Source organism: Stenotrophomonas sp. FSL W7-1447 (assembly GCF_037966425.1).
Classification (GTDB): Bacteria; Pseudomonadota; Gammaproteobacteria; order Xanthomonadales; family Xanthomonadaceae; genus Stenotrophomonas; species Stenotrophomonas pavanii.
The window spans coordinates 553,645-577,837 of the sequence record NZ_CP150199.1 but is presented as its reverse complement, the minus strand read 5'-3'; the positions used below and the strand labels follow the sequence as shown (position 1 = coordinate 577,837).

At 67.1% G+C, this 24,193-nt stretch carries 28 protein-coding genes; 14 read left to right on the top strand and 14 right to left on the bottom strand.

Going from position 1 to position 24,193, the window contains the following annotated elements:
* Positions 1–55 precede the first annotated feature (55 nt).
* Both NSQ78_RS02655 and NSQ78_RS02650 read left to right on the top strand, forming a co-directional pair.
* Complete coding sequence (locus tag NSQ78_RS02655; RefSeq protein WP_064237576.1) at positions 56–967, top strand: MBL fold metallo-hydrolase; 912 nt, start codon at positions 56–58, stop codon at positions 965–967.
* A gap of 255 nt (positions 968–1,222) precedes the next feature.
* Positions 1,223–2,470 carry a hypothetical protein gene (locus tag NSQ78_RS02650; protein WP_339207800.1) on the top strand — a complete coding sequence of 416 codons (1,248 nt, stop codon included), beginning with the start codon at positions 1,223–1,225 and terminating at the stop codon, positions 2,468–2,470.
* A gap of 179 nt (positions 2,471–2,649) precedes the next feature.
* Here NSQ78_RS02650 and dinB read toward each other — a convergent pair whose 3' ends face one another.
* Complete coding sequence (dinB, locus tag NSQ78_RS02645) at positions 2,650–3,747, bottom strand: DNA polymerase IV (protein ID WP_064237575.1); 1,098 nt, start codon at positions 3,745–3,747, stop codon at positions 2,650–2,652.
* Positions 3,748–3,938: 191 nt separating this feature from the next.
* On the opposite strand from dinB, the gene fabA reads away from it, so the two are divergent.
* A complete protein-coding gene (fabA, locus tag NSQ78_RS02640; protein ID WP_049464516.1) occupies positions 3,939–4,454 on the top strand; it encodes a 3-hydroxyacyl-[acyl-carrier-protein] dehydratase FabA in 516 nt (171 codons plus the stop codon).
* On the top strand, positions 4,454–5,662 hold the full coding sequence (gene fabB, locus NSQ78_RS02635; RefSeq protein ID WP_064237574.1) for a beta-ketoacyl-ACP synthase I: 1,209 nt from the start codon (positions 4,454–4,456) through the stop codon (positions 5,660–5,662). The genes fabA and fabB overlap by 1 nt, the downstream gene beginning before the upstream one ends.
* A 60-nt stretch (positions 5,663–5,722) precedes the next feature.
* Here fabB and NSQ78_RS02630 read toward each other — a convergent pair whose 3' ends face one another.
* From NSQ78_RS02630 to NSQ78_RS02620, 3 genes are read right to left on the bottom strand one after another with little or no spacing between them, the layout of a single operon-like run.
* Positions 5,723–6,406 (bottom strand): HAD family phosphatase, encoded by a 684-nt coding sequence (locus NSQ78_RS02630; protein WP_064237573.1) that lies wholly within the window; start codon positions 6,404–6,406, stop codon positions 5,723–5,725.
* Positions 6,403–7,104 (bottom strand): pseudouridine synthase, encoded by a 702-nt coding sequence (locus NSQ78_RS02625; protein WP_049464521.1) that lies wholly within the window; start codon positions 7,102–7,104, stop codon positions 6,403–6,405. Before NSQ78_RS02625 ends, NSQ78_RS02630 begins: the two co-directional genes overlap by 4 nt.
* Positions 7,101–8,165 (bottom strand): class I SAM-dependent methyltransferase, encoded by a 1,065-nt coding sequence (locus NSQ78_RS02620; RefSeq protein ID WP_064237572.1) that lies wholly within the window; start codon positions 8,163–8,165, stop codon positions 7,101–7,103. The genes NSQ78_RS02625 and NSQ78_RS02620 overlap by 4 nt, the downstream gene beginning before the upstream one ends.
* A 157-nt stretch (positions 8,166–8,322) precedes the next feature.
* On the opposite strand from NSQ78_RS02620, the gene NSQ78_RS02615 reads away from it, so the two are divergent.
* Positions 8,323–8,586: a hypothetical protein gene (locus NSQ78_RS02615; RefSeq protein ID WP_005407925.1), complete on the top strand. Its 264-nt coding sequence runs from the start codon at positions 8,323–8,325 to the stop codon at positions 8,584–8,586.
* Between the two features lie 82 nt (positions 8,587–8,668).
* On the opposite strand, the gene NSQ78_RS02610 is transcribed toward NSQ78_RS02615, so the two are convergent.
* Both NSQ78_RS02610 and NSQ78_RS02605 read right to left on the bottom strand, forming a co-directional pair.
* Positions 8,669–8,959 carry a DUF3247 family protein gene (locus tag NSQ78_RS02610; RefSeq protein WP_053462065.1) on the bottom strand — a complete coding sequence of 97 codons (291 nt, stop codon included), beginning with the start codon at positions 8,957–8,959 and terminating at the stop codon, positions 8,669–8,671.
* Between the two features lie 43 nt (positions 8,960–9,002).
* Positions 9,003–10,991, bottom strand: a complete 1,989-nt coding sequence (locus NSQ78_RS02605) for an ATP-binding protein (RefSeq protein ID WP_057494275.1) — start codon at positions 10,989–10,991, stop codon at positions 9,003–9,005.
* Positions 10,992–11,235: 244 nt separating this feature from the next.
* On the opposite strand from NSQ78_RS02605, the gene NSQ78_RS02600 reads away from it, so the two are divergent.
* On the top strand, positions 11,236–11,802 hold the full coding sequence (locus tag NSQ78_RS02600) for a DUF3016 domain-containing protein (protein ID WP_064237571.1): 567 nt from the start codon (positions 11,236–11,238) through the stop codon (positions 11,800–11,802).
* A 70-nt stretch (positions 11,803–11,872) separates the two neighbouring features.
* Here NSQ78_RS02600 and alr read toward each other — a convergent pair whose 3' ends face one another.
* Complete coding sequence (gene alr / locus NSQ78_RS02595) at positions 11,873–12,943, bottom strand: alanine racemase (protein ID WP_064237570.1); 1,071 nt, start codon at positions 12,941–12,943, stop codon at positions 11,873–11,875.
* A complete protein-coding gene (locus tag NSQ78_RS02590; protein ID WP_064237569.1) occupies positions 12,922–14,226 on the bottom strand; it encodes a D-amino acid dehydrogenase in 1,305 nt (434 codons plus the stop codon). Before NSQ78_RS02590 ends, alr begins: the two co-directional genes overlap by 22 nt.
* Positions 14,227–14,375: 149 nt before the next feature.
* Between NSQ78_RS02590 and NSQ78_RS02585 the strand changes: the two genes are divergently transcribed.
* Entirely contained in the window at positions 14,376–14,855 is a 480-nt protein-coding gene (locus NSQ78_RS02585) for a winged helix-turn-helix transcriptional regulator (RefSeq protein WP_049464533.1), read from the top strand.
* 111 nt (positions 14,856–14,966) lie between these two features.
* Here NSQ78_RS02585 and NSQ78_RS02580 read toward each other — a convergent pair whose 3' ends face one another.
* Complete coding sequence (locus NSQ78_RS02580; RefSeq protein ID WP_053462060.1) at positions 14,967–15,146, bottom strand: hypothetical protein; 180 nt, start codon at positions 15,144–15,146, stop codon at positions 14,967–14,969.
* A gap of 133 nt (positions 15,147–15,279) precedes the next feature.
* Positions 15,280–15,654: a hypothetical protein gene (locus tag NSQ78_RS02575; RefSeq protein ID WP_064237568.1), complete on the bottom strand. Its 375-nt coding sequence runs from the start codon at positions 15,652–15,654 to the stop codon at positions 15,280–15,282.
* Between the two features lie 139 nt (positions 15,655–15,793).
* Here NSQ78_RS02575 and msrB point away from each other — a divergent pair, with 139 nt between their 5' ends.
* From msrB to NSQ78_RS02550, 5 genes are all read left to right on the top strand, one after another.
* Positions 15,794–16,261 (top strand): peptide-methionine (R)-S-oxide reductase MsrB, encoded by a 468-nt coding sequence (msrB, locus tag NSQ78_RS02570; protein WP_064237567.1) that lies wholly within the window; start codon positions 15,794–15,796, stop codon positions 16,259–16,261.
* 91 nt (positions 16,262–16,352) lie between these two features.
* A complete protein-coding gene (gene motA / locus NSQ78_RS02565; RefSeq protein WP_014645799.1) occupies positions 16,353–17,207 on the top strand; it encodes a flagellar motor stator protein MotA in 855 nt (284 codons plus the stop codon).
* Between the two features lie 3 nt (positions 17,208–17,210).
* On the top strand, positions 17,211–18,149 hold the full coding sequence (gene motB, locus NSQ78_RS02560) for a flagellar motor protein MotB (protein WP_064237566.1): 939 nt from the start codon (positions 17,211–17,213) through the stop codon (positions 18,147–18,149).
* A gap of 96 nt (positions 18,150–18,245) precedes the next feature.
* A complete protein-coding gene (locus tag NSQ78_RS02555) occupies positions 18,246–18,740 on the top strand; it encodes a hypothetical protein (protein ID WP_064237565.1) in 495 nt (164 codons plus the stop codon).
* Positions 18,741–18,753: 13 nt separating this feature from the next.
* Positions 18,754–19,029 (top strand): DUF4031 domain-containing protein, encoded by a 276-nt coding sequence (locus NSQ78_RS02550; RefSeq protein ID WP_064237564.1) that lies wholly within the window; start codon positions 18,754–18,756, stop codon positions 19,027–19,029.
* A gap of 181 nt (positions 19,030–19,210) precedes the next feature.
* Here NSQ78_RS02550 and NSQ78_RS02545 read toward each other — a convergent pair whose 3' ends face one another.
* On the bottom strand, positions 19,211–19,753 hold the full coding sequence (locus NSQ78_RS02545; RefSeq protein ID WP_032959249.1) for a hypothetical protein: 543 nt from the start codon (positions 19,751–19,753) through the stop codon (positions 19,211–19,213).
* A 90-nt stretch (positions 19,754–19,843) separates the two neighbouring features.
* On the opposite strand from NSQ78_RS02545, the gene NSQ78_RS02540 reads away from it, so the two are divergent.
* Complete coding sequence (locus NSQ78_RS02540) at positions 19,844–20,092, top strand: DUF3297 family protein (RefSeq protein WP_005415112.1); 249 nt, start codon at positions 19,844–19,846, stop codon at positions 20,090–20,092.
* A gap of 49 nt (positions 20,093–20,141) precedes the next feature.
* Here NSQ78_RS02540 and NSQ78_RS02535 read toward each other — a convergent pair whose 3' ends face one another.
* The 3 genes from NSQ78_RS02535 to NSQ78_RS02525 all read right to left on the bottom strand — a co-directional run bounded on the left by NSQ78_RS02535 (position 20,142) and on the right by NSQ78_RS02525 (position 23,139).
* Positions 20,142–21,791 carry a Na+/H+ antiporter gene (locus tag NSQ78_RS02535; protein WP_005415111.1) on the bottom strand — a complete coding sequence of 550 codons (1,650 nt, stop codon included), beginning with the start codon at positions 21,789–21,791 and terminating at the stop codon, positions 20,142–20,144.
* A gap of 117 nt (positions 21,792–21,908) precedes the next feature.
* Positions 21,909–22,697, bottom strand: a complete 789-nt coding sequence (locus tag NSQ78_RS02530) for a class III extradiol ring-cleavage dioxygenase (RefSeq protein ID WP_064237563.1) — start codon at positions 22,695–22,697, stop codon at positions 21,909–21,911.
* 31 nt (positions 22,698–22,728) lie between these two features.
* A complete protein-coding gene (locus NSQ78_RS02525) occupies positions 22,729–23,139 on the bottom strand; it encodes a DoxX family protein (RefSeq protein WP_064237562.1) in 411 nt (136 codons plus the stop codon).
* 96 nt (positions 23,140–23,235) lie between these two features.
* Between NSQ78_RS02525 and NSQ78_RS02520 the strand changes: the two genes are divergently transcribed.
* Positions 23,236–24,117, top strand: coding sequence for a LysR family transcriptional regulator (locus NSQ78_RS02520; protein WP_064237561.1), 882 nt, complete (start codon positions 23,236–23,238; stop codon positions 24,115–24,117).
* The last annotated feature ends 76 nt before the right edge of the window (positions 24,118–24,193 follow it).

The following is a 24,193-nucleotide window of genomic DNA, read 5'->3' as shown; positions in this document are numbered from 1 at the left end:
GGCTCTACGCGAACATGCAGCCGGGCATTGGCCCGGCTCTACACAAGGAATTCCCATGCGTACCGCTGCCCTGCTGCTCCCCCTCGCCCTGGCCGCCAGCTTCACCAGTGCACCGCTGCTCGCCGCACCGGCCACCCCGGCGCCGGCGGCGGCGTCGAAATCCCAGCTGCACCTGCAGACCTTCCATCCCGGCCCGCAGGCGATGTTCTCGGTCTCCTCGGTGCTGATCGAAGGCCGCCACGACGCAATCCTGGTCGACGCGCAGTTCGGTGCCAGCGACGCGCGCAAACTGGTCGAACGGATCCGCGCCAGCGGCAAGCGGTTGACCACGATCTACATCAGCCACGGCGATCCGGACTACTACTTCGGCCTGGCCACCGTGCAGGACGCCTTCCCGCAGGCACGCATCGTCGCCACCGCGCAGACCGTTGCGCATATCCGGCAGACGCAGGCCGGCAAGCTGGTCTACTGGGGACCGAAGATGGGAGCCGATGCGCCGGCACGCATCGTGGTGCCGCAGGTACTGGACGGCGATGCCCTGAAGCTGGAAGGCCAGCGCCTGCCGCTGATCGGCCTGGACGGCCCGACCCCGGACCGCACCGTGCTGTGGGTGCCGTCGCTGCGCGCGATCGTTGGTGGCATTCCGGTGGTGGCCGGCGAGCACGTGTGGATGGCCGACACGCAGACGCCGAAGTCACATGCCGACTGGCTGCAGACGCTGCAGCGACTGCAGGCATTGAAGCCGACGGTGGTGGTGCCCGGGCACTACGCGCCGGGTGCGACGCTGGATGCCAGTGCACTGCGCTTCACTGCGGACTACATCCGCACGTTCGATGCCGAAACGGCAAAGGCCAAGGACAGTGCGGCGCTGGTGAAGGCGATGCAGGCCCGCTATCCGACGCTGGCCGGCGTGGCGTCGCTGGAGCTGAGTGCAAAGGTGGCCAAGGGCGAGATGCAGTGGCCATGAGGTGGGGCGTTTTCTTTTGCAGGGCTGCGCCCTGCACCTGCGGTAGTGCCGGCCGCTGGCCGGCACCCTCAATATCCAAAGCTTGCTTGATAGAAGGCGACCACATTCAACTCACCAGATCGACGACGCGCAGGTAATCACCCATTTGCCACTCCTTTCCAAACGTCAAGCCGGGATCAACATCACAGACCTGAACGTCAACAGCTGTACGATGGATTGCGTAGTTGATTAAACCGATGGAACGGAGAATTCACGATGAAAATCAGACACGCTTTGGTCAAACTGCTGCTATCCACCGCCGCACTGGCCGCGCCCCCCGCGTTCTCTCAACAAGTGACGCCCTCCACCGACCCCGTTGTTCAAGCCTTTGCGCAGCATGAGGGATTGACCACGCAAGAAGCCGACAGGCGGCTCAGACTTCGAATTGCGGCAGGTGAAGAGCTTGCGCGCATTCTGGATGGAATGCCTGATCGCTTCGCTGGCAAGAGCTTCACTGAGAACCCGATGATCGTGACGGTCCGTTTGACCGGGACCGAGCCAGTGCCATCCCGAACTATGAGCACTGTCTATGGCACCATCACCTACCGCTTCACGGTCGGTGCAACTCACTCTCTGACGCAATTGAAGCAGATAGTGAAGTCAGGAAAGGTGGCAGAACTTTTCCCGGAGCATCAGGGGATCATGATCGACGGACAGCGCGGTGTGATTGTTGTGGAGCTGCCCAGCACAGATTTCGAAAGAATCTATGTCGACGAGGAAAAGAATGCGCGACGCGTTCTATCCGCCCCCATTGAACTAAAGAAGTCCTCAGGGCGTTCCAAGTTGCTGTCAGCGCCACAGACTCGTGCGGGTGGGAGAGCTGTTTCCAACAACTCGTACTGCACGTTTGGATTTCGGGCCTATGATTCTGATGAAAAGCCTGGGTTGATTACTGCCGCACATTGCCTACCAACCCTGCGGTGCGAACCGATCCCGGGTTCTGGCGACACTGCCACCGTCGTACTTGATGTAGATCCTGACCGACGACGCTTTGATGCAGGTCACGACGTGCAATGGCATCCCGTCCCTGCCTCGAGCGGTTTTGAAGCGTCTTGGACGACCTTCACCAAATTGAATGGATTTAACACGATTGGTTACCTGGGAAAGGTCAGACCCGATCTACTGCGGGAAACTCTGGAAGGACTCCTAGTGCTCTGCCATGCAGGAACACGGACAGGCTACAGCTGCGGCACTCTCACCTCCGTGAACGCAGAGCCTGAATCAAATACCTGCAATTTCCAAAGCTGCACGAGCGATTGGATTAAGGTGGAGGACCTAGCCGGCCCTTACGATTTGCTATGTGATGCAGGTGACAGCGGCGGACCTCTGGTTTCGGTGGATCTTGATGCTGTGGCGATAGTGACGTCTGCAAAGACCAACGGCAGCGAAATCGGAGATTGCGACTATCTGATAGGGATGTCTCTTGCGAAGGTTCACTCCGCCATAGGTGTGACTGTTCGTTGATCGCGAGAGAACCTTCACGCGCAGACCTGTACCAGCCATCATCGCTGAGCTGGGCTTGTCCCATTAAATGCCCTGGCAATCTTGTTGCGCAGGGCCTTCGAGAGATCTGCAACTGATTGAGCTGGGAGATTTGTGCAGGCCCGCTTGACCGGCCAGAATCAAGACCCTTCTTAGCCCCATCAACGATTGCCTGCGGAATCGTTCGGTCCGTGCTCGAACAACTCGCCCTGCACCACCGCCTCCTTCTCGCGGAAGCCGCCGAGCCCGACGCCAACCAGGCGGTAACGGGTCTCCGCCGGCAGGTCGACGCGGGCGCGCAGGGCCAGCGCGATGTCGCGCAGTTCTTCCATCGATTCCGGCGGGCGCTCCGGGGTGAAGCTGCGGGTGAGGATGCGGAACTGCGCGGTCTTCAGCTTCAGCACCACGGTATGGCCGACACGCTCGGTCTTGCGGGTGGCCTTCCAGGTCTTCTCCGCCAACTGCACGATTGCCTCGGTCAGGTCTTCCAGCAGCAGGTCTTCGGCGAAGGTGTCCTCCGAGGAAATCGACTGCACCTGCTGGTCCGGCTCCACCGGCCGCTCGTCGATGCCGCGCGCCCGGTTGTACAGGCTGCGCCCGAAACTGCCGAACGCCTCTTCCAGATCGGTCAATGCCCATTGCCGCAGGTCGCCGCAGGTGACGATGCCGCGCGCGGCCAGCTTGCCCTCCATCACCTTGCCCACGCCAGGCACCCGTTTCACCGGCAGCGGCAACAGGAACGCATCCACCCGCTGCGGTGGAATCACGAACTGGCCATCCGGCTTGCGCCAGTCTGACGCGATCTTGGCCAGGAACTTGTTCGGGGCGATCCCGGCTGAAGCAGTCAGGTGGGTTTCCTCGCGGATCTGAGCGCGGATGGTGCGCGCGATGTCGGTGGCCAGCTCGATGCCACTCTTCGGCTCGGTCACGTCCAGGTAGGCCTCGTCCAGCGACAGCGGTTCGACCAGGTCGGTATGCCGCAGGAAGATCGCGCGTACCTGCTGTGACACCGCCTTGTAACGCGCGAAATCCGGCGGTACGAAAATCGCGTCCGGGCACAGGCGCTCGGCGCGCACCGCGGGCATCGCCGAACGCACGCCGAACACGCGTGCCTCGTACGAGGCCGCACACACCACCGAACGCGCGCCGCGCCATGCCACAACCACCGGCTTGCCGCGCAGTGACGGATCGTCGCGCTGCTCCACCGACGCGTAGAACGCGTCCATGTCAACGTGGATGATCTTGCGCAGTCGGGTCATGTCGGGCGGAAAAGGCGGGGGCGGGCCAGGCAGGCCACACGCCGAAGTATGGTCGTTGCACATCAACAGGATGCGCGTATTCCCTTGAAAACTCTACGGTTGCGTACGGTTGAAATGTTTGATCGGCACAGTTTCCACGGGCATCCTCGAGAACTTGTTTCCCCGTTTCCCCGCTTCCAGGATTGTGCTTCATGACCCGTCTCCACGCGTTCAACCGCGAACAGCTGCTGGCCAGCGCACGCGGTGAACTGTTCGGCACCGCCGCCGGCCGTTTGCCCAACGATCCGATGCTGATGTTCGACCGCATCACCGACATCCACGAGGACGGCGGACCGCACGGCAAGGGCATGGTACGCGCCGAGCTGGATATCCGCCCGGACCTGTGGTTCTTCGGCTGCCACTTCATCGGCGACCCGGTGATGCCCGGCTGCCTCGGCCTGGATGCCATGTGGCAGCTGACCGGCTTCTTCCTGACCTGGCTGGGTGCCCCCGGCAAGGGCCGCGCACTGGGCTGCGGCGAAGTGAAGTTCACCGGCCAGGTACTGCCGGACGCCAAGCGGGTGCGCTACGAGATCGACATCAGCCGGGTCATCAACCGCAAGCTGGTGATGGCCCAGTCGGACGCCCGCATGTACGTGGATGACCGCGAAATCTACAGCGCGCGCGACCTGCGCGTCGGCCTGTTCACTGAAACCGGGAGCTTCTGATGCGTCGCGTCGTCATCACCGGCATGGGCATCACGTCCTGCCTCGGCAATGATCTGGATACCGTATCGTCCGCGCTGCGCGAAGGGCGCTCGGGTATCACCCAACTGGCCGACCACGCCGAGGCCGGGCTGCGCAGCCAGGTCGGCGGCCGTGTCGACCTCGACCTGGACGCACTGATCGACCGCAAGCAGAAGCGCTTCATGAGCGATGCGGCGGCCTTCGCCTACCTGTCCATGCGCGATGCCATCGCCGACGCCGGGCTCAGCGCCGAGCAGGTCAGCCACCTGCGTACCGGCCTGATTGCCGGCTCCGGTGGCGGCTCCAGCGAATGGCAGATCGGTGCCGTCGACCTGCTGCGCGAACGGGGCGTGCGCAAGGTCGGCCCGTACATGGTGCCGCGCACGATGTGCTCGACGGTCTCGGCCTGCCTGGCCACGGCCTACCAGATCAAGGGCGTCAGCTACTCGCTGTCGGCCGCCTGCGCGACCTCGGCGCACTGCATCGGCGCCGCCGCGGACATGATCCGCCACGGTGCGCAGGACATCATGTTCGCCGGTGGTGGCGAAGACCTGCACTGGTCCATGAGCGTGATGTTCGACGCGATGGGCGCGCTGTCGACCAGCTTCAACGACGCTCCGGCCAGCGCCTCGCGCCCGTACGACAAGGACCGCGACGGCTTCGTCATCGCCGGTGGCGGCGGCATGCTGGTGCTGGAGGACTACGACCACGCCGTCGCACGCGGCGCGCGCATCCATGCCGAGCTGATCGGCTATGGCGTGACCTCCGATGGCGCCGACATGGTGGCGCCCTCCGGTGAAGGCGCCGTGCGCTGCATGAAGATGGCACTGCAGGGCGTCGACCGCCCGCTGGACTACCTCAACACCCACGGCACCTCGACCCCGCTGGGCGATGTCACCGAGCTCAACGCGATCCGCGAAGTATTCGGCGAGGCGGTGCCGCCGCTGTCCTCGACCAAGGCGCTGTCCGGCCATTCACTGGGTGCGGCCAGCGTGCACGAGGCGATCTACTGCCTGCTGATGATGCGCGACGGCTTCGTGGCCGGTTCGGCCAACATCGCCGAGCTGGACCCGAAGGTGGTGGATTTCCCGATCCTGCGCGAGAGCCGCGCACAGAAGCTGGACACGGTGATGTCCAACAGCTTCGGCTTTGGTGGCACCAACGCGGCGCTGGTGTTCGGTCGGGTGTGATGGGGCAGGCGTGCCGACCAGCGGTCGGCACCCACCGTCAGAGGCGGACGGCACCCACCGTTACCTCGGCAGCAACGGCAGCAGCAACGCGTGCGCATCCACCAGCGAGCCGACGATGCGGTGGCCCAGTGCGCGCAGATCTTCATCCGGGTGTACCAGGTCCGGCACCTGGATCACGGTCATTCCCGCCGCCAGTGCAGCGCGCGTGCCGGCCGGTGAATCTTCCAGCGCCAGGCAACGTTCGGGCGCCTGGCCCAGCCGCTGCGCGGCCAGCAGGTAGATGTCCGGCGCCGGCTTCGGCCGCGCCACGTCGCCACTGGTGATCACCGCATCGAAATACGGCAGCAGGCCGGCAGCGGCCAGCTTGCGGCCGGCCCGCGGCTGCCGCGTGGTGGTGGCCACCGCACTCGGGATCGCATGTGCCTTCAGCAGCTCCAGCAGTTCCAGGATACCCGGACGCAGCGGCAACCCGGTCTGCGTACGTGCCTCATACAGGTCGTGGCAACGTGCGGCCACCGCATCGATCACGCTGTCCTCGATGCCCTGCGCGCGCAGCAGCGCGTGCGAATCGCGGTCGCCGAGGCCGACCATGCGCAGGAACACTGCCTCGTCCAGGCCCAGCCCGAATTCATCGGCGGCCTGGCCCCAGCAGGCCAGCGAGACACGCTCGCTGTCGATCATCAGGCCGTCCATGTCGAAGATGACGGCGTCGGGAAGAAACGGCAGCGCAGCGATGGGGGTCATGGAGCGAACAGCGTATCCAGGTCGGTAGGGGTGAGCTGCCGCCATTGCCCTTCGTCCAGCCCCTGCAGGTCCAGCCCGCCGACGCGGCTGCGGTGCAGGGCCTGCACGTGGTTGCCGGTGGCGGCGAACATGCGGCGTACCTGATGGTAACGACCTTCGTGCAGCACCAGGCGCGCGCGACGCACATCCAGAACTTCGAGTTCAGCCGGCAGCAGGGGCGTCTTCTCGGACTCCAGCATCAGCGTGCCGCTGGCGAACAGCGCCACTTCATCACCGCGCAGGTCGTCGCTCAACTCAACCTCGTAGACCTTGGGCAGCTTCGATTTCGGCGAGATGATCCGGTGCAGCAGGCCACCATCATCGGTCAGCAGCAGCAGGCCACTGGTCTCGCGGTCGAGGCGGCCCACCGTGGACAGCACCGGGTCGCGGTCGCGGAAGCGCGGCGGCAGCAGGTCGTAGATCAGGCGACCGGTGTCCTTGGTCGAGCAGGTGTAGCCGGCCGGCTTGTGCAGCGCGATCGACAGGCCCACGGGCGGATCCAGCGGCTCGCCATCGACCCGGATGGCCTCATGCGGCACCTGGTCGTCGGCGTACAACACCTCGCCGTCGGCGTCGGTGATGCGGCCTTCGCGGAACAGCCACTGCACCTGCTTGCGGCTGCCATAGCCCAGGTTGGCGATGTGCTTGACCAGCTTCACTTGCCCTTCCCCTTCACCGCTTCGACCAGCTTGAACCCGTCGCGCTCGGCGAACACGCGCACCGCACCGAAACTGTCGTTGAGGGTGTGCTCGTACGGCAGGTGGCGGTTGGCTACCACGTACAGGCGCCCACCCGGGCGCAGCGCCTGCGCGGCCACGGCGATGAAGCGCTGGCCGATGTCCGGGCGGTCGGCACGCGAGGGCGTATGGAACGGTGGATTGCTGATGATGACGTCGTAGCCCGGCTCGATGCCGACGGTGACGTCGCGCCACAGGAAGCGCAGCGGCAGCGCGCGCGGTGGCGGCGCCAGGTTCAGTTCGCCCAGCGCCAGCGCGCGCTGCTCGGCCTCGTACAGGTCCAGCGCGGTGATCTTCGGGCAACGCTCCAGCAGCTCGCGCGACAGGTAGCCATAGCCCGCGCCGAGGTCGGCAGCACGCCCGGCCAGGTCGGCCGGCAGGTGCTCGGCCAACAGCGCGGACGCCGGGTCGATGCGATCCCAGGCGAACACGCCCGGGCGGCTGAGGAAACGGCCACCGACGATCGGGCGCACCGCATCCAGCGCCGACCAGCGCTTGGCCAGGTCGGCATCGTGCTGGCCCTGCATCGGGGCGGTCCAGTACACGCGGCAATGGTTCTTGGTCAGGCTGCCGCCGAGGCCGGTCAGCTGCTTGAGGTCACCCTCGCCGGAGCGTGCGCCTTCGTTGTTGGACTGGCAGGCGACGATGCGGCCCCCTTCGGCGACCAGCGCCAGCGCGCGGGCGAACAGCGCACGGGCTTCTTCGCGCTGGCGCGGCGGCAGCACCAGCACCAGCGGGTAGCGGCCCTTGCCGGCCCCATCCTCCAGCTGGCCACTGACGGTCCAGCCGGCGGCCTGCTGCAGCGGCTGCGCGAACGGGGCAAAGCTCTGTTCGCAGTGCAGCTCGCGGTGGCCGGCCACTTCGCGCAGCGGCCAGCCGTCGCGGGCACGCAGGAAGGCCACCGGGCCCTCCGGCCAGCGCAGGGCGCCTTGGGAGAACGGCAGGAGCAGGGTCTGCAGGGGGGCGTCGTCGCTGGAGGCCATCGGCGCGGGGTACTTCAAGCGTGAGGGCCGACCATTGTACCGGCTCGGCCAGGCAGCCCCGCCCAGGGCGCTTTGCGAAACCCGAACGGGGCCTTGATCTGCCAGCAACATTGAAACGTTCAGGGTAGAGGCTCCCCCGGAACCCAGGAGAACCTGCATGCGAGCCTTGTTCGTCGGTGGCGTGGTCGACAACAGTGAAATGGACCTGGAAGGCAGCCATCCGCCCGTGCATTACCCCGAAGACACCGGCGGCGGCCACTCGCGCTACCGCCTGCACCAGGTCGGCCATGGGGCCGACGGCAGCGTGGCCTATGCGGTGTATGGCGCGCCGGACCTGGCCGATGACGAGGTAGCCCGGGTGGCGGAAGAACGCGCCTACGCGCGCCGGTTCGAAGCGACGCCGACCTTGTTCGAGCACTGAGCCCAGCAGCCACGCATGGCGTGGCTCTACTGCAACCTCTGGTAGATCCACGCCATGCGTGGATGGGCCCGGCAGGCGGCCGTCAGACCCTCGGCGGCAACCTGCGGATGCTGGCAATCTCGTCCAGCCACACATGGTGCTGCTGCACCGGCGTGTCGTAGTCATCCAGGCGCAACTGTCCGTTGCTGCCTTCATCGCCGGCTTCGTTGCGATACTGCTGCACCGTCGGCCTCACCGCGACGGTGCCGAGCAGGCGACGGCCGTCCTGCAGGATCAGTTCCACCTGCGTCTCGCCGTCGAGCTGCGGCAGCAGGGCTTCCAGGCGCGCGATCTGCGCCGGATCGGTATGGATACGGGGAGCTATGCGGGACATCGGCGACCTCCTGGCTGCAGGATCGCCGATCGTCCGTGAATGCTCAGTGCAGCGCGTTGTCCGCGCGTGGCACCTGCACCTTGCGCACGGCAGCCACCAGCTGCGCTACCGAGTACGGCTTGGCCACATGCTCCTGGAAGCCCGATGCCAGCGCGCGGCGGCGGTCGTCGGCACGCGCCAGTGCAGTCACCGCCACCGCAGGCAAGGTCGCCGCATCCACGCCCATGTCCTCGCGCAGCGTGCGCACCAGGCCATAGCCATCCATGCCCGGCATGCCGATGTCGGTCAGCAGCACGTGGTACTGCAGATGGCCGGTGTCGGCCAGCAGCGCCAACGCCTCGCCGGCCGAGCTGGCCGCGGACACGCTGGCGCCCTGCTCTTCCAGCATGCGGCGCAGGTATTCCAGCACTTCCGGCTGGTCTTCCACCGCCAGCACGTGCATGCCGCGCAGCGGATACGGTTCGACGATCACCGGCTCCAGGATCGGCCCGCTGATGACTTCGCGCAGTGGCCGCCGCTCGGCATCGGGAAGGTGCTGTGGCAGGCGCACGGTGAACGTGGCACCGAGGCCATGCCCTTCGCTGGCCGCCGTGACCGTGCCGCCGTGCAGTTCCACCAGCTGCTGCACGATCGCCAGGCCCAGCCCCAGCCCGCCGTGGCGGCGCGTGGTGGTGCCGTCGGCCTGGCGGAAGCGGCTGAACAGATGATTGAGGAACTCAGGCGCGATGCCGTCGCCGGTGTCGCGCACGGTGATCACCCAGTGATTGCCGTCGGCCTGCAGCTGCAGGTCGATGCGGCCTTCGGCCGGGGTGAACTTGATGGCGTTGGAGAGCAGGTTCCAGAACACCTGCTGCAGGCGCGTGGCATCACCCAGCACCAGGCTGGGCTGCTCGGGCAGCTGCAGGTGCACGTCCAGTGCCTTGCCTTCGGCGACCAGTTCCTGCGCACCAATGGCTTCGCCAAGCACGGTGCGCAGGTCCAGCACTTCCACCTCCAGCTGCACCTTGCCCAGCAGCATGCTGCTGAGGTCGAGCATGTCCGAGATCAGCCGCTTCTGCGCGCCGGCGCTGTTGGCGATCACGTTCAGGCCCTTGTACAGCGGACTGGTGTCGTCCACGCGCTGCAGCAGCAGTTCGCTCCAGCCAAGAATGGTGGTCAGCGGCGTACGCAGTTCATGCGACAGCGTGGCCAGGAACTCATCCTTCAGCCGCGCCATGTTTTCCGCAGCACTGCGTGCGGCCCGCTCGGACTGCAACAGCTCCTCGCGGGCCAGCTCGATCTCGCGGCGTTCGGTCACGTCCGGGCTGCTGCCGGCCAGGCCGATGAAGCGGCCCATGCGCGAGAAGCGCGGGCGGGCGTTCATCTCCAGCCAGCGCCATTGGCCATCGGCACGCCGCGCACGCACCAGCGCGTGCATCGAGCGCTGCGCCTTCAACGCCTCCTGGAGTTCGTATTCGAACACCGAGGCGTCGTCCGGATGCACCAGGCCACGCCAGACGTCTTCCGGAACGCGCGTCTCGTCGCCGCCGAAGAACTCGCTGAAAGCGCTGTTGACGAAACGGGCGTGCCCACGCTCATCGAGCACCCACACCGGCATCGGCAGGCCGTCGGCCAGCGCGCTGAAGCGCGCTTCGCTCTCGCCCAGCTCCACTTCCATCTGCTTGCGCGCGGTGATGTCGAAGAACAGGATGCCGACCTTGTCCTCGCCCGGCCGGCCCACGCGCACCGCGTCGACCGCGAACGAACGACCCAGCGCACGCGCTTCCATCTCGAACTGGGCGGGGCGGCCGCTGCGTGCGACCTCGCCATAGATGCGGAACCAGTCCTGCTCATGGTTGGGTTCCAGCGCAGTCATGCGCTGGCCACGCGCGTCCTTCAGGCCGGTGTGGCGTTCGAACGCGTCGTTGACCTCGATGAAGCGATAGTCGACCGCACGGTCGCCCTCGAACAGCACCTGGATCACGCAGAAACCGGCGTTGATGCGTTCAAGCACGCCATGATGCAGGTCGGGTTCGGGCGCCGGCACCATCATCGGTGGGCGCTCCACTAGGGGCGGCAGTGTGGACAAGGGCGTCTGGACGGGCCGGGTTGGAGACACAGCATCTTCCAAAGGGCGTATTCACAGCGTCAAGCGCCGTCAGTCATGGTTGACGACGATGAATTGGCGGCAACCGCTCTTGCGTATGTCGCAATCGGCCGTTGCGGCCACCGGAATGCGGGATCACACTCGCTCCGAGAACCGCATCGTCCCCATTGATGGGACGCAGGAGACCGTCATGAACTGCTCATTGGCCACTGCCCTGCTGCTGGCAGGCGCCCTCATGGCCGGCAGCGCGAACGCCGCGCCGCGCGCCGTCACCGATCCGGACGCGCCCCGTGCGCTGCAGGCCAACGGCCCGGTCAGCGTGAAATGGGACGATCCGGCCACATTCACCGAGATCCGCCAGAGCACCAACCGCTTCGAAGCCGAACGCGGCAACTGGGTGCAGCAGCTGGCCAGCTACGTGCAGGCCACTGCAGCCAAGCCGCTGCAGCCTGGGCAGACCCTGGACGTGACCCTGGTCGACATCAAGCGCGCGGGCGACTACGAGCCCTGGCACGGCCCGCGGGGCAGCGACATCCGGATCATGCGCGACATCTATCCGCCGCGGATCACCCTGCAGTACACGCTGAAGGACGCCAGCGGCCGCATCGTCGATGAGGGCGAAGCCAAGCTCAGCGACACCGGCTACCTGCACAACCTGGGGCTGAAGAGCGACAGCGATCCGCTGCGCTACGAGAAGCGCCTGATCGACGACTGGGTGAAGCGCGAGCTGAGCACGCGGGCTACCGCTGCACGATGATGGGCAACCGCCGGGCATGGCCCGGCGCCAGCCCTGGTCTTGGTCGTGCCGGCCGCTGGCCGGCATTACGTCACTCCTGGTACACCCGCGCCACACGCTTGACCGCGCACGGCAGCTGGTAGGCACTCACGCCACAGCGCGGCGCCAGTTCCGACAGCGTCGGCGCAGCGCCCCACAGTTCCACCACGCTGCCGACGCCGGCCTGCGCGTGCGCGGTCAGGTCCACCGTCAGCATGTCCATCGACACGCGCCCGATCAGCACACCGGGCTGGCCGTCGATCAGCACCGGGGTGCCATTCGGGGCGAACTGCGGATAACCGTCGGCATAGCCGAGCGCGACCACACCCACGCGGGTGCGCGCCTTGGCCACGAAGCGCGCGCCATACCCCACCGGCTCGCCGGCTTCGATCCAGCGTTCGGCAATCACCTTCGACTGCATCGTCATCACCGGGCGCAGGCGCTCGGTCAACGCGGTGTCGTCCGGCAGCGGGTTGGCGCCGTACAGCATCAGGCCCGGGCGCACCCAGTCGCTGCGTATATCCGGCCAGCCCAGCAGTGCCGGCGAATTGCATACGCTGGTCTCGCCAGGTAGGCCATCGATGGCGCGGGCGAAGGTCGCGGCCTGTTCATGGGTGCGTTCGCTGTCCAGCTCGTCGGCGCGCGCCAGGTGGGTCATCAACACGATGCGTTCGACCTGCGGCAGCGTCGACAGGCGTGCATGCGCGGCGCGGAAGCTGTCCACGTCCAGGCCCAGGCGATGCATGCCGCTGTCCAGCTTCAGCCACACCGTCAGCGGGCGCGGGCTGGCGAAGGCGGCCAGCGCCTCCACCTGCCACGGCGAACCGACGGCGAACCAGAAATCGTGTTCGGCCACCAATGCCATGTCGCTGGGCTCGAAGATGCCTTCCAGCAGCAGGATCGGTGCTCGGATGCCGGCCTGGCGCAGCTCCAGCGCTTCTTCGATGGTGGCCACGCCGAAGCCATCGGCCTCGCCTTCCAGCGCCTGCGCACAGCGCACTGCGCCATGCCCATAAGCATCAGCCTTGATGATCGCCAGCGCCTTGCCACCTCCCAGTTCACGGGCAAACCGGTAGTTGCTGCGCAGGGCGCCCAGATCGATCAGCGCGCGGGCAGGACGCATGTGCGGTTCTCGTGTTGCGGCGCGTGACCGTACTGGCCGTAGCGGAAAATATCCAGACCTTCGGTGCTGATCTGCGGCTGGCGCGCGCTCATCAGGTCGGCCAGGTAGCGGCCCGAGCCACAGGCCATGGTCCAGCCCAGCGTGCCGTGGCCGGTGTTGAGGTAGAGATTGCGGAACGGCGTGGCGCCGATCACCGGCGTGCCATCGGGCGTGGCCGGGCGCAGGCCGGTCCAGAACTGCGCGCGCGACAGGTCACCGCCCTTCGGGTAGAGGTCGCTGACCACCAGCTCCAGGGTTTCGCGGCGGCGCTGCGACAGCGACAGGTCGAAACCGGCCACTTCGGCCATGCCACCGACGCGGATGCGGTCGTCGAAGCGGGTCACCGCCACCTTGTAACTCTCGTCGAGGATGGTCGAGGTCGGCGCCATCGCCGGGTCGGTGATCGGCAGGGTCAGCGAATAGCCCTTCAGCGGGTACACCGGCAGGCGCATGCCCAGCGGTGCCACCAGCGCCGGCGAGTAGCTGCCGAGCGCGACCACGAAGCGGTCGGCGGTTTCCCGCTTGCCGTCGATGCGCACGCCGATGATGCGGTCGCCCTCAAACTCCAGGCCGGTGATGTCCTGGTCGAAGCGGAATTCGACGCCGGCATCCACGCACATCTGCGCCAGGCGGCGGGTGAACAGCTGGCAGTCGCCGGTCTGGTCACGTGGCAGGCGCAGTGCGCCGACCAGGCCGTCGACATGGGCCAGGGCCGGTTCGGCCTGGATGATGCCGGCGCGGTCCAGCACCTCGTACGGCACGCCGTACTGGGCCAGGATCTCGATGTCCTGCGCCGACGCGTCCAGCTGCTGCTGGGTACGGAACAGCTGGGTGGTACCCAGGTCGCGGCCTTCGAATTCGATGCCGATCTGCGCGCGCAGTTCGTTCAGGCAGTCGCGGCTGTATTCGGACATGCGCACCATGCGCGCCTTGTTGATCGCATAGCGCTCATGCGTGCAGTTGCGCAGCATCTGCAACAGCCAGCGGTACTGGGCCAGGTCCATGCCCGGCTTGATCGCCAGCGGCGCGTGCTTCTCGAACAGCCAGCCGATCGCCTTCTTCGGCACGCCGGGGGCCGCCCAGGGCGAGGTGTAGCCGAACGACAGCTGGCCGGCATTGGCAAAGCTGGTCTCCAGCGCCGGGCCGGGCTGGCGGTCGATCACCGTGACTTCAAACCCGGCCTGTCGCAGGTACCAGGCACTGGTGGTGCCGATCACGCCGCTGCCGAGAACTAGGACTCGCATGGGAATTCTCCAACCCGATCATTCCCTGCACCAGAGCGCGCGGGGATCATAATTGGGGAAGTATAGACAGGCAATACCAGTCGATTTGCCTGATTTACAATCAACCGGCAGGATGTTCTCCTGCAATTCATTCCCCGAGGTTGACGGCCATGGCCCCCCGGACCCGCGAACTGGACAAGATCGACCGCAAGATCCTGCGCATCCTGCAGGCCGAGGGCCGTATTTCCTTCACCGAACTGGGTGAACGGGTCGGCCTGTCGACCACCCCGTGCACCGAGCGCGTGCGCCGGCTCGAGCGCGAAGGGGTGATCACCGGCTACCACGCCCACCTCGACCCGGCGGCAGTGAAGGCCAGCCTGCTGGTGTTCGTGGAGATCAGCCTGGCCTACAAGTCCGGGGACATCTTCGAGGAGTTCCGGCGCGCGGCGCTGAAGCTTCCCAACGTGCTGGAGTGCCACCTGGTGTCGGGCGACTTCGATTACCTGCTGAAGGCGCGGATCAGCGAGATGGCCTCCTACCGCAAGCTGCTGGGCAGCACGTTGCTGACGCTGCCGCATGTACGGGAATCGAAGAGCTACATCGTGATGGAAGAAGTGAAAGAGACGCTGAGCCTGCCGATTCCGGATTGAAGCTGGGAACCGGATGGGGTCAGAGCCCGCTGCGCGGGATCCGACCCCGGTCGTCAGCTGGCAAGGGGTCGGATCCCGCGCAGCGGGCCCTGACCCCGGTCATGGCGACAGTCAGCGCTGCTGCGGATGCTTCTGCGAGCGCTGTTCCTGCGGCTTGCCGCCCTTGTGCTGCTGCGGCTCCATCTGCTGTTGCTGCTGCTGTTGCTGCTGCGGGTTGCGGCCCTGCGGTTCCTTGCCGGGATGACGGTTCTGCTGGTTTTTCATGATCGCGATCCAGTGGACGAAGGACATGCGTCGGCGGAATGCCGGCGCACGGCCACGGTGGTCCGGCAGCGGTTAATCGCAGGCGAAAAAGCAGTGATTGGCAGACCGTTGTTTTCGTGCGTTCAGGCCACCGCGTCCGCCCGCCGGGCCTGCGGCCGCGTCAGCGCTTGATCTGCTGGCCATCGCCGGCCGGCACGCTGTCGTAATAACGACCGGTGCGCGAATCGAACACGCGGTTCGGGCCCGCGGGGCGGACCCCGGGCACGATGCGGCCGTTGCGGTCATAGACCTTGTCGACCGGCTTCGGCGCCGGGGCAGGCGCGACATGGGCCGGACCGGTGGACTTGATCGGCTGCGTGGGCTGCGGCGACGGCAGCACCTGCGGCTGCGGCCGGGCCGCTTGTGGCGGGGGCGCCACCGGCGGCGGGGCCACGCGGGTCGCGCTGCGGGTGGCGGTCGGGTCGGCCGTGGGCACCTGGGCCTGCGCCAGTGCCGGCATCAGGGCGATCAACAGCAGGGGAAGGGTCGGTTTCATGGCACGCTCCGGCGTGGATCGCAGTCACCTTGCGCCCGCGCCTGTGTGCCGCCCATGAACGGCCATCACACTTGCAAGCGCGCGCCACGACCCCCACGTTGTCCGGCATCCCAGGCCATCGACCCCACGGAGAGCCGGCATGACTGCCTTCGACCTGACGCCCCCTACTGCCACCCAGACCGAGGCGCTGGTCGCCGGCCTCAGCAGCGAAGAGCGCCGCGTGCTGCTGCAGCACGGTACCGAGGCGCCCTTCTGCGGCGTGTTCCTCGACAACAAGCGCGAGGGCGTCTACTGCTGCCGGCTGTGTGCGCTGCCGCTGTTCCGCTCCAGCACCAAGTTCGATTCCGGCACCGGCTGGCCCAGCTTCTTCGCCCCGTTCGACCCGGCGCACGTGCGCGAGATCCGCGATACCAGCCATGGCATGGTGCGCACCGAGATCACCTGCGCCCGCTGCGGCAGCCACCTGGGCCACGTGTTCCCGGACGGTCCGCCGCCCACCTACGAGCGCCACTGCCTGAACTCCGTCTCACTTTCGTTCGTCGGCACGGGCGAGTCCTGGCCCGATCCGCTGCAGCGTGGCGGTGCCGAAGCCGGTGTGGCGGGCTGAAACACCCCGCTGACCGATTTCACAGAATTCCCTCTTCAGAAAACCGGGCGACGGGCCGACAAGGAGATATCCCCCCTCCCTGCGTCGCCCCATGCTCATCATCGTTGGATTCCTGGTCGTCATCATCAGCGTGATCGGGGGCTACCTCGGTGCCCACGGCCGCCTGGGTGCCCTCTGGCAGCCCTACGAGCTGGTCATCATCGGCGGCGCCGCACTGGGCGCGTTCCTGGTCGGCACCCCGGCCAAGACGGTCAAGCAGACCCTGCAGGCCATGGTCGGCGTGTTCAAGGGCCCGCGCTACAAGCAGCAGGACTACATCGATGTCCTCAGCCTGCTTTATGAACTGCTCAACAAGGCCCGCCGCGAAGGCTTCATGGCCCTGGAAGACCATGTCGAGCGGCCGGCCGAGAGCGCCCTGTTCGCCAACTACCCCAAGGTGCAGGCCGACCACCACCTGATCGACTTCATCACCGACTGCCTGCGCCTGATGATCGGCAGCAACATCGAGCCGCACGAGCTCGAGCCGCTGCTGGAGCTGGAACTGGAGAAGCACCACGCCGAGGCCATGGCACCGTCGCAGGTGCTGACCAAGGTCGCCGACGGACTGCCCGGTTTCGGCATCGTCGCGGCGGTGCTGGGCATCGTCATCACCATGGGCTCGATCGGCGGCGACATCGTCGAGGTCGGTGGCCACGTGGCCGGTGCACTGGTCGGCACCTTCCTCGGCATCCTGCTCGGCTACGGCTTCGTCGGCCCGATGGCCGCCGCCATGGAGGCACGCGCCGAGCAGGACAGTCGCATCTACGAATCGGTCAAGACTGCCCTGCTGGCCTGCCTGCGCGGTTACAACCCGAAGATCGCGCTGGAATTCGCCCGCAAGACGCTGCCGTCGAACGTGCGCCCGGCCTTCTCCGATTTCGAGCAGCACCTGAAGACGGTCAAGTAAGCCATGGCCGAGAACAAGCCCACCGTCATCGTCCGCCGGGTCAAGAAAGCCGGCCACGCCGCTCACCACGGCGGGTCGTGGAAGGTGGCCTATGCCGACTTCGTGACCGCGATGATGGCCTTCTTCCTGGTGCTGTGGCTGATGGCCACCACCAACAAGAACGACCGTGCGGCGATTTCGGAGTACTTCCGCAACCCCAGCCCGCTGAGCGGGCAGAACGCCACGCCGGCGCCCGGCATGGCCGGCCCGGGCGGCGCCAGCACCTCGATGATCAAGCTGGGCGGCGCCACCGACATCTCGCGCGGCAGCAGCAACGATCCCTTCCAGAACCAGAAGGAAGCGGTGCCGCAGCCGGTGGACCAGCAGCAGCGCGACAAGCAGCAGCTGGAAGCGCTGATGAAGGAACTGCAGGAAGCGATCAGCAGGAGCCAGGCACTGGAACCGTTCAAGGACCAGCTGCTGCTGGACCTGACCCCGGAAGGCCTGCGCATCCAGATCGTGGACAAGCAGAACCGGCCGATGTTCGACCTCGGCAGCGCTACGCTGAAGCCGTACACGCAACAGATCCTGCACGAGCTGGCCAACTACCTGAACCACGTGCCGAACCGGATCAGCCTGACCGGCCACACCGACATCACCGCCTATTCGGCCGCACGCGGCTACGGCAACTGGGAACTGAGCGCCGACCGCGCCAACGCTGCACGCCGTGCACTGGTGGACGGGGGCCTGGAGGACAGCAAGATCACCCGCGTGGTCGGCCTGTCCTCGTCAGTGCTGTTCGACAAGGCCGACCCGCAGAACCCGATCAACCGCCGTATCAGCATCGTGGTGATGACCCAGGCCGCCGAAGCGGCCGCGCTGGCCGGCGCCGGGCCGCAGGTGGGGCTGTCGGCGCCGACCGCCGACCCGGACGTGCAGGCCGCGCAGGGTAAGGCAAAGTAGACGGTGGGTGCGGACCTTGGTCCGCACCCACCAGGGGCATCCCCCGGCGCACCCGCTACAATGGCGGTCTTTCCGTTTCCAGGTGATTCCACCCCCATGTCCCAGAATTCCAAGGCCAAGCGCGACAAGCGCAAGAAGCAGCAGGGCAAGCGCCCGTTCCTCCGCCTGAACGCCCAGCAGCAGGTGCAGAACCATGCCGTGCTGACCAACGAAGACGGCCAGGTGGTGGCGGCCATCGGCCTGCAGGGCCGTGAGTGGCTGCTGGCCATCGGCGGCCAGACCATGGGCAATGCCGAGAACCCGGTGCCGATGCTGGCCATGCTCAAGCACCTGTCCAACGTGCAGGAAAAGGAAGGCCGCAAGGTCAACCTGGAATATTCCGAACTGCTGAAGTCGCTGCTGGACACCCTGGCCGCCGAATCCGATCAGACCGCTGACGAGTACCTGGACAAGCTGGTCGCCGAGTTCGAGACCGTGGAAGCCGACGAAGGCGAAGAAGCCGCCGCGGCTGCCGAAGGCGACGTGGTTGAAGCTGCTGCCGACGCCGAGGCCGCCCCGGCCGCTGACAGCGACAGCAAGCCGCAGGCCTGAACCGGCCGCGGCGGTGACGGTCTACGTCGATGACGCGGTGCATTCCTGGCGCGGACAGCGCTGGGCGCACCTGATGGCCGACACCCTGGCCGAGCTGCACGCCATGGCGGCGCAGCTCGGCATTCCACCGCGGGCCTTCCAGAACAAGGCCAGCGGTGCCCATTACGATGTCACTGCCGAGCTGCGCGCACAGGCGATCGCGCTCGGCGCGCAAGCGATTTCGCGGCATGCCGACCGCGAGCTGGTCAAAGCGGTGATCGCCAACGCCCGGGCGCAGTACCGGCCGTAGGCCGCGCCGCGGGTTCGCCGGACACCAACCGGCACCGGCGGGGGTAGAGTCGACTATCGCGCGCAGCGCGGGGGTCTCGCGGCCGGATGGGAGAGCAGTCGACTAACAGTCGACTCTACCCCGTCGGGTCGTCCTCAGCGGATCAACCCGTCAGGCCGCGCCCGGCGGATCGGCCCATCGCTCAGAACGGGTCGCTGCCCAGCCGGATTTCCACGTTCAGCAGCGAGCACAGCGCCAGCATCGCGTCGTCGTCGCGGGTCAATGCCATCACCCCGGTGAAGCCGTCACTGCCGGCATCCACGCTCCACAGCGTGTAGTTGTGCTCGCGCAGGCGGTCGAAGGCGGTGGACATCAGCTGCACGCCGTCCAGGCCCTCGGCGAAGTCCTCGTCGTCCAGGTCCCCGCCCCAGTCCAGCTGCAGGTTGAAGCGCGCCGACAGCTCGTTGACCGCCGACTGCAGCGATTCCAGGTCATCCCGCTCCACATCGAAACCGGACTGCCAGGCAATGGCGGTGAACAGCGCCGGCAGCCAGTCGCTGTCCGCTTCCAGCGGCTGCCCGTCCTCGGACAGGTGCTCGCGCCAGCGGTTGAACTGCTGCAGGGCCAGCTCTTCGTCGCCCGGGTTGATCAGCACCAGCAGGTTCCAGACCCGCGCCTCGAAGCCCTCCTCGTCGAAGTCGTGGATGTCTTCCTCGAAGTCGAAATAGTCGCTGTTGTCGGGCATGGTGGAACGTCCTCTGGGGCAGGTCGGCATTCTACGGTTTATCCTGTGCCGCTGAAGCCGGCCTTGGTGGCCGTCACTGTGAATGAAGCGATGAGCGATACCCCTCCCGACCACCTGGCCATCAACCCGGCCAGCCCCTTCCATGATGCGCAGGCGCTGGAGCGCGGCGTCGGCGTGCGTTTCAACGACGTCGAGCGCGACAACGTCGAGGAATACTCGGTCAGCGAAGGCTGGATCCGCGTGCAGGCCGGCAAGGCCCGCGACCGCCGTGGCAACCCGATGACCATCAAGGTCAAGGGCAAGGTCGAGGTGTATTTCCTGGACCAGAAGCCGGAGTAAGGCCTGAACGGTGTGCGGACCAAGGTCCGCACCCACCCGGGATACACGGTCATTCGCGCTTGCGCGATTCCAGCAGGTCCAGGTTGCGGATCAGGCGCCGCGAGATCTCATCGGAGATCACCCCGCGCCGGGTCAAACGGAACAGTTCCTCACGCTCGGCATTGAGGCCGGCGCTGCGCAGCTGGCGGTAACCCAGCTCCATGCGCCTCACCTTCTCCGGGTCCACGTCGGGCCCGTCGTTGTCCTTCTCCAGGTGCCGCTGGTACAGCAGGCTCACGCGCGAGGCAGCGTCGTTGTACAGCTGCACGTTCTCGGTGTTCTGGTTCATCACCAGCTGCTGGCGCATGCGCTCGACCCCGGCCAGCGCGGCCTTGGACGACAGCCGGCGTGCCAGGTCCTCTTCCTTGCGCTCGCCCGAATCGGCCGGCAGCTGCAGGCCCTTCAGCAGCTGCGGCAGCGCCACGCTGGCGCCGACCAGCGAGAACAGGATCACCGCCGCGGCCAGGAAGATCACCAGGTCGCGCGCCGGGAACGCGCTGCCATCGGGCAGGAACAGCGGCAGGGTCAACACACCGGCCAGGGTGATCGCGCCGCGCACGCCGGCCACCGAGGTCGCCACCACGATGCGCCAGTTCGGCGCCTCGCCCCGCTCCAGGCCACGACGGCGCGCACGCAGCAGGTTCCAGCGCAGCGACAGCCATACCCACAGCAGGCGCAGCAGGATCAGCGCCAGGTTGATCACCACCACGTAGACCAGCAGCCACCATGCACTCTGGTGGCCGGACTCGTTCATGGTGGTGGTGGCGCGCTCGACGATGCCCGGCAACTGCTCGCCCAGCAGCACGAACATGATGCCGTTGAAGCTGAACTGCAGCATGTTCCAGACACCCGCGCGCTGCACGCGCATGCTGCCGGAGACACGGCCGGTCAGCTCGACGTAGCTCATCGCGATGCCGGCGGCGACCGCGGCGAGGATGCCCGAGGCATGGATTTCTTCGGCCAGCAGGTAGGCCGCGAACGGAATCAGCAGGTTGACCAGCATCGCCGCACCCGGCTCCTCGCCGAAGCGGCGCCACAGCCAACGCTGGAACGTGGACACGCCGAGGGTAACCGCCACGCCCACGGCCAGGCCGGCCACCGCCACCCACAGGAAGGTCAGCGAGGCCGTGGCCAGCGAGAAGGAACCGGTCATCACCGCCGCCACCGCGAAGCGGAAGCAGACCAGGCCGGAGGCATCGTTGAGCAGCGATTCGCCTTCCAGGATGTGCATCAGGCGCTTGGGAATCGGTGCCTTCGAAGCAATCGCGCCGACCGCCACCGGGTCGGTCGGCGAGACGATGGCCGCCAGCGCGAAGCACACCGCCAGCGGCATCACCGGGATCATCCAGTGGATCAGCAGGCCGGCACCGATCACGGTGAACACCACCAGGCCGAACGCCAGTTCGAGGATCGCCCCCTTGTCGCGGAACAGGCCCTGCTTGGGAATGCGCCAGCCATCCAGGAACAGCAGCGGCGGCAGGAACAGCAGGAAGAACACTTCCGGCTCCAGCGCGTGGCCGCGGTTGAATACGCCGGCGATCACCGCCCCCAGGCCGATCTGCACCAACGGCAGCGGCAGCGAGAACGGGAGGACGCGAACCAGGTAGCCGCTGGCGACAACGGCCACCAGCATCGCCAGGACGACTTCGATGGTATGCATGCTTCTTCCAGGAAGCGGCGCGTGGGGAGGCACGAGGGCCAGCGCCGGAAACCCGGAAAAAACTACCACATGCGGCCCTGGCCGCGACGGCCGCAGCCGCCGCGCGTCAGCCCCGGCTCATGCCCCGTCGAAGCGGTACAGATCCATGGCCAGGAAGCCGGCATCGATGCCGGCGTCGATGCGACGCGCACCGAAACCGCCCTCGCCAGCTGCACCCATCGCGAAGAACAGCGGCAGCAGGTGCTCGTCGGTCGGGTGCGCACGCTCGGCGAACGGGGCCTGCCGGCGGTAATCGAACAGCGCCTGGCGGTCATCGGTGGCCAGCCGCTGCTCCACCCACTCGATGAAGGGCCGCACATACGGTGCTTCCTTGCCGTCCTGGTAATCGCCCCAGTCGTGCAGGTTGTGGGTGATGCTGCCCGAACCGACCAGCAGCACGCCCTGTTCGCGCAGCGGCGCCAGCGCGCGGCCCAGCGCGAACTGATGCTCGGGGCCGAGCAGCGGCTGGATCGATACCGGCACCACCGGGATGTCGGCCTGCGGGCGCAGCAGCCGCAGCGGCACCCAGGCACCGTGGTCGAGGCCACGCTGCGGGTCGAGCGCCACCGGCAGCCCGGCGGCGGCGATGCGGCCGGCCACCTCTTCGGCCAGCGCCGGATCGCCGGGCGCCGGGTACTGCAGTTCAAACAGCGCGCACGGGAAGCCGCCGAAGTCGTGGATCGTCGGCGGCTGCGGGTGCGCACCGACCAGCGGCTGCCGGCCCAGCCAGTGCGCCGAGGCCATCACGATGGCACGCGGCGTCGGCAGGTCGCGCGCCAGCTCGGCCAGGCGCACGCCGACCTGGCCCGGATGCAGGGCGGTCATCGGCGAACCGTGGGAGATGTACAGCGAAGGCAGGCGGGACATGGAAGGCTCCAGTTGCAGGGTCGGGCGGCGATCAGCGCGAACGCAGGGTCCACTTGCCATCGCCGATCAGGAACAGCACCACCAGCGCCAGCGCCCAGAACGCCGGGTATTCCCAGCCGCCGCCGGCATTGGCGAAGCCGAAGCCGTTGGCGCCGTGCACGGTGACGATGGTGCCCAGCAGCAGCGGCACGCCGATCAGGCCCACCCAGCGCGCGTAGATGCCCAGCAGCAGCGCGGCGCTGATCGCCAGTTCGACGCCGAGGGTGAGATAGCCGAGTACCCCAGGCAGGCCCAGCGATTCGAAGAACGCGGCAGTACCGGCCGGGGTGAACACCAGCAGCTTGGTCAGGGCGTGGACCAGGAACAGCACGCCCAGGGCCAGGCGCAGCAGGGTGGCACCGTACGGGGCCAGCGACGAGACAGGAGCGGTCGTGGTGTGCATGGCAAAGCACCTTGAGGGGGGTGGAGACAGGTTATTGCGCGTTCGTGGACCGATAAATAGGATCGTTTGACCGTATTTATTTCAAAAGGCGCAACAATGGACACTCTCGAGGCGATGCGCGTGTTCGTGGCGGTGGTCGAACGCAATGGCTTCAGCGCCGCCGCCCAGGCCCTGGAGCTGTCCACCGCCGGCGTCACCCGCCAGGTCGCTGCGCTGGAAAAACGCCTGTCCACCCGCCTGCTCCACCGCACCACGCGCCGGGTCAGCCCGACCAGTGCCGGCGCCGCCTACTACGCGCAGTGCGTGCGCCTGCTGGCCGAGTTCGATGCGCTGGAGGCCAGCATCGGCGCGCAGGCACTGGAGCCTTCCGGGACGCTGCGCATCAACGCCCCCGTCAGCTGGGGCATCGCCCGCCTCGGCCCGCTGCTGGCCCGCTACCGCGAGCGCTTCCCGCAGGTGGAACTGGACCTGGCCCTGTCCGACCGCCTGGTCGACATGGTCGAGGAAGGCTACGACGTGGCCATCCGCATCACCCGCGAACCGAGCCCGGCGCTGATTGCGCGCCGCCTGGGCGAGTCACGGGTGAGCCTGTGCGCGGCGCCGGCCTACCTGGCCGCGCGCGGCACCCCGCAGCATCCGCAGGAGCTGCAGGCCCACGCCTGCCTGAGCTACCGCTACTGGGCCGCCGGTGACCACTGGCCGCTGCAGGGACCTGGCGGCGAGGTCAAGGTGGCGGTGAACAGCCTGCTGCACGCCAACAACGGCGACGTGCTGCGCGAAGCGGCGATCGCCGGCATGGGCGTGATCCTGCAACCGGATTTCCTGCTGGAAGACGCGCTGGCCGATGGCCGCCTGGTGCGCGTGCTGCCCGAATGGGAGGCCTCGCCGATCGGCATTTTCGCCGTCTATACCAGCCGCAGCCACCTCGCACCGAAGGTGCGCAGTTTCATCGACCATCTGGTGGAAAGCGGGGTGTAGCCGAGGCTGGCGTTTGCCGGTAGGCCGGCCGCTGGCCGGCAATCAGACACCTCCCGGTCCTGGGCGAATGTCGGCC

What these genes read in the sequence shown, in the direction of transcription:
- NSQ78_RS02655 (WP_064237576.1), top strand. Translation starts at nt 56, where the DNA reads ATGCGTACCGCTGCCCTGCTGCTCCCCCTCGCCCTGGCCGCCAGCTTC.
- NSQ78_RS02650 (WP_339207800.1), top strand. Translation starts at nt 1,223, where the DNA reads ATGAAAATCAGACACGCTTTGGTCAAACTGCTGCTATCCACCGCCGCA.
- dinB (WP_064237575.1), bottom strand. Translation starts at nt 3,747, where the DNA reads ATGACCCGACTGCGCAAGATCATCCACGTTGACATGGACGCGTTCTAC.
- fabA (WP_049464516.1), top strand. Translation starts at nt 3,939, where the DNA reads ATGACCCGTCTCCACGCGTTCAACCGCGAACAGCTGCTGGCCAGCGCA.
- fabB (WP_064237574.1), top strand. Translation starts at nt 4,454, where the DNA reads ATGCGTCGCGTCGTCATCACCGGCATGGGCATCACGTCCTGCCTCGGC.
- NSQ78_RS02630 (WP_064237573.1), bottom strand. Translation starts at nt 6,406, where the DNA reads ATGACCCCCATCGCTGCGCTGCCGTTTCTTCCCGACGCCGTCATCTTC.
- NSQ78_RS02620 (WP_064237572.1), bottom strand. Translation starts at nt 8,165, where the DNA reads ATGGCCTCCAGCGACGACGCCCCCCTGCAGACCCTGCTCCTGCCGTTC.
- NSQ78_RS02615 (WP_005407925.1), top strand. Translation starts at nt 8,323, where the DNA reads ATGCGAGCCTTGTTCGTCGGTGGCGTGGTCGACAACAGTGAAATGGAC.
- NSQ78_RS02610 (WP_053462065.1), bottom strand. Translation starts at nt 8,959, where the DNA reads ATGTCCCGCATAGCTCCCCGTATCCATACCGATCCGGCGCAGATCGCG.
- NSQ78_RS02605 (WP_057494275.1), bottom strand. Translation starts at nt 10,991, where the DNA reads ATGATGGTGCCGGCGCCCGAACCCGACCTGCATCATGGCGTGCTTGAA.
- NSQ78_RS02600 (WP_064237571.1), top strand. Translation starts at nt 11,236, where the DNA reads ATGAACTGCTCATTGGCCACTGCCCTGCTGCTGGCAGGCGCCCTCATG.
- alr (WP_064237570.1), bottom strand. Translation starts at nt 12,943, where the DNA reads ATGCGTCCTGCCCGCGCGCTGATCGATCTGGGCGCCCTGCGCAGCAAC.
- NSQ78_RS02590 (WP_064237569.1), bottom strand. Translation starts at nt 14,226, where the DNA reads ATGCGAGTCCTAGTTCTCGGCAGCGGCGTGATCGGCACCACCAGTGCC.
- NSQ78_RS02585 (WP_049464533.1), top strand. Translation starts at nt 14,376, where the DNA reads ATGGCCCCCCGGACCCGCGAACTGGACAAGATCGACCGCAAGATCCTG.
- NSQ78_RS02580 (WP_053462060.1), bottom strand. Translation starts at nt 15,146, where the DNA reads ATGTCCTTCGTCCACTGGATCGCGATCATGAAAAACCAGCAGAACCGT.
- NSQ78_RS02575 (WP_064237568.1), bottom strand. Translation starts at nt 15,654, where the DNA reads ATGAAACCGACCCTTCCCCTGCTGTTGATCGCCCTGATGCCGGCACTG.
- msrB (WP_064237567.1), top strand. Translation starts at nt 15,794, where the DNA reads ATGACTGCCTTCGACCTGACGCCCCCTACTGCCACCCAGACCGAGGCG.
- motA (WP_014645799.1), top strand. Translation starts at nt 16,353, where the DNA reads ATGCTCATCATCGTTGGATTCCTGGTCGTCATCATCAGCGTGATCGGG.
- motB (WP_064237566.1), top strand. Translation starts at nt 17,211, where the DNA reads ATGGCCGAGAACAAGCCCACCGTCATCGTCCGCCGGGTCAAGAAAGCC.
- NSQ78_RS02555 (WP_064237565.1), top strand. Translation starts at nt 18,246, where the DNA reads ATGTCCCAGAATTCCAAGGCCAAGCGCGACAAGCGCAAGAAGCAGCAG.
- NSQ78_RS02545 (WP_032959249.1), bottom strand. Translation starts at nt 19,753, where the DNA reads ATGCCCGACAACAGCGACTATTTCGACTTCGAGGAAGACATCCACGAC.
- NSQ78_RS02540 (WP_005415112.1), top strand. Translation starts at nt 19,844, where the DNA reads ATGAGCGATACCCCTCCCGACCACCTGGCCATCAACCCGGCCAGCCCC.
- NSQ78_RS02535 (WP_005415111.1), bottom strand. Translation starts at nt 21,791, where the DNA reads ATGCATACCATCGAAGTCGTCCTGGCGATGCTGGTGGCCGTTGTCGCC.
- NSQ78_RS02530 (WP_064237563.1), bottom strand. Translation starts at nt 22,697, where the DNA reads ATGTCCCGCCTGCCTTCGCTGTACATCTCCCACGGTTCGCCGATGACC.
- NSQ78_RS02525 (WP_064237562.1), bottom strand. Translation starts at nt 23,139, where the DNA reads ATGCACACCACGACCGCTCCTGTCTCGTCGCTGGCCCCGTACGGTGCC.
- NSQ78_RS02520 (WP_064237561.1), top strand. Translation starts at nt 23,236, where the DNA reads ATGGACACTCTCGAGGCGATGCGCGTGTTCGTGGCGGTGGTCGAACGC.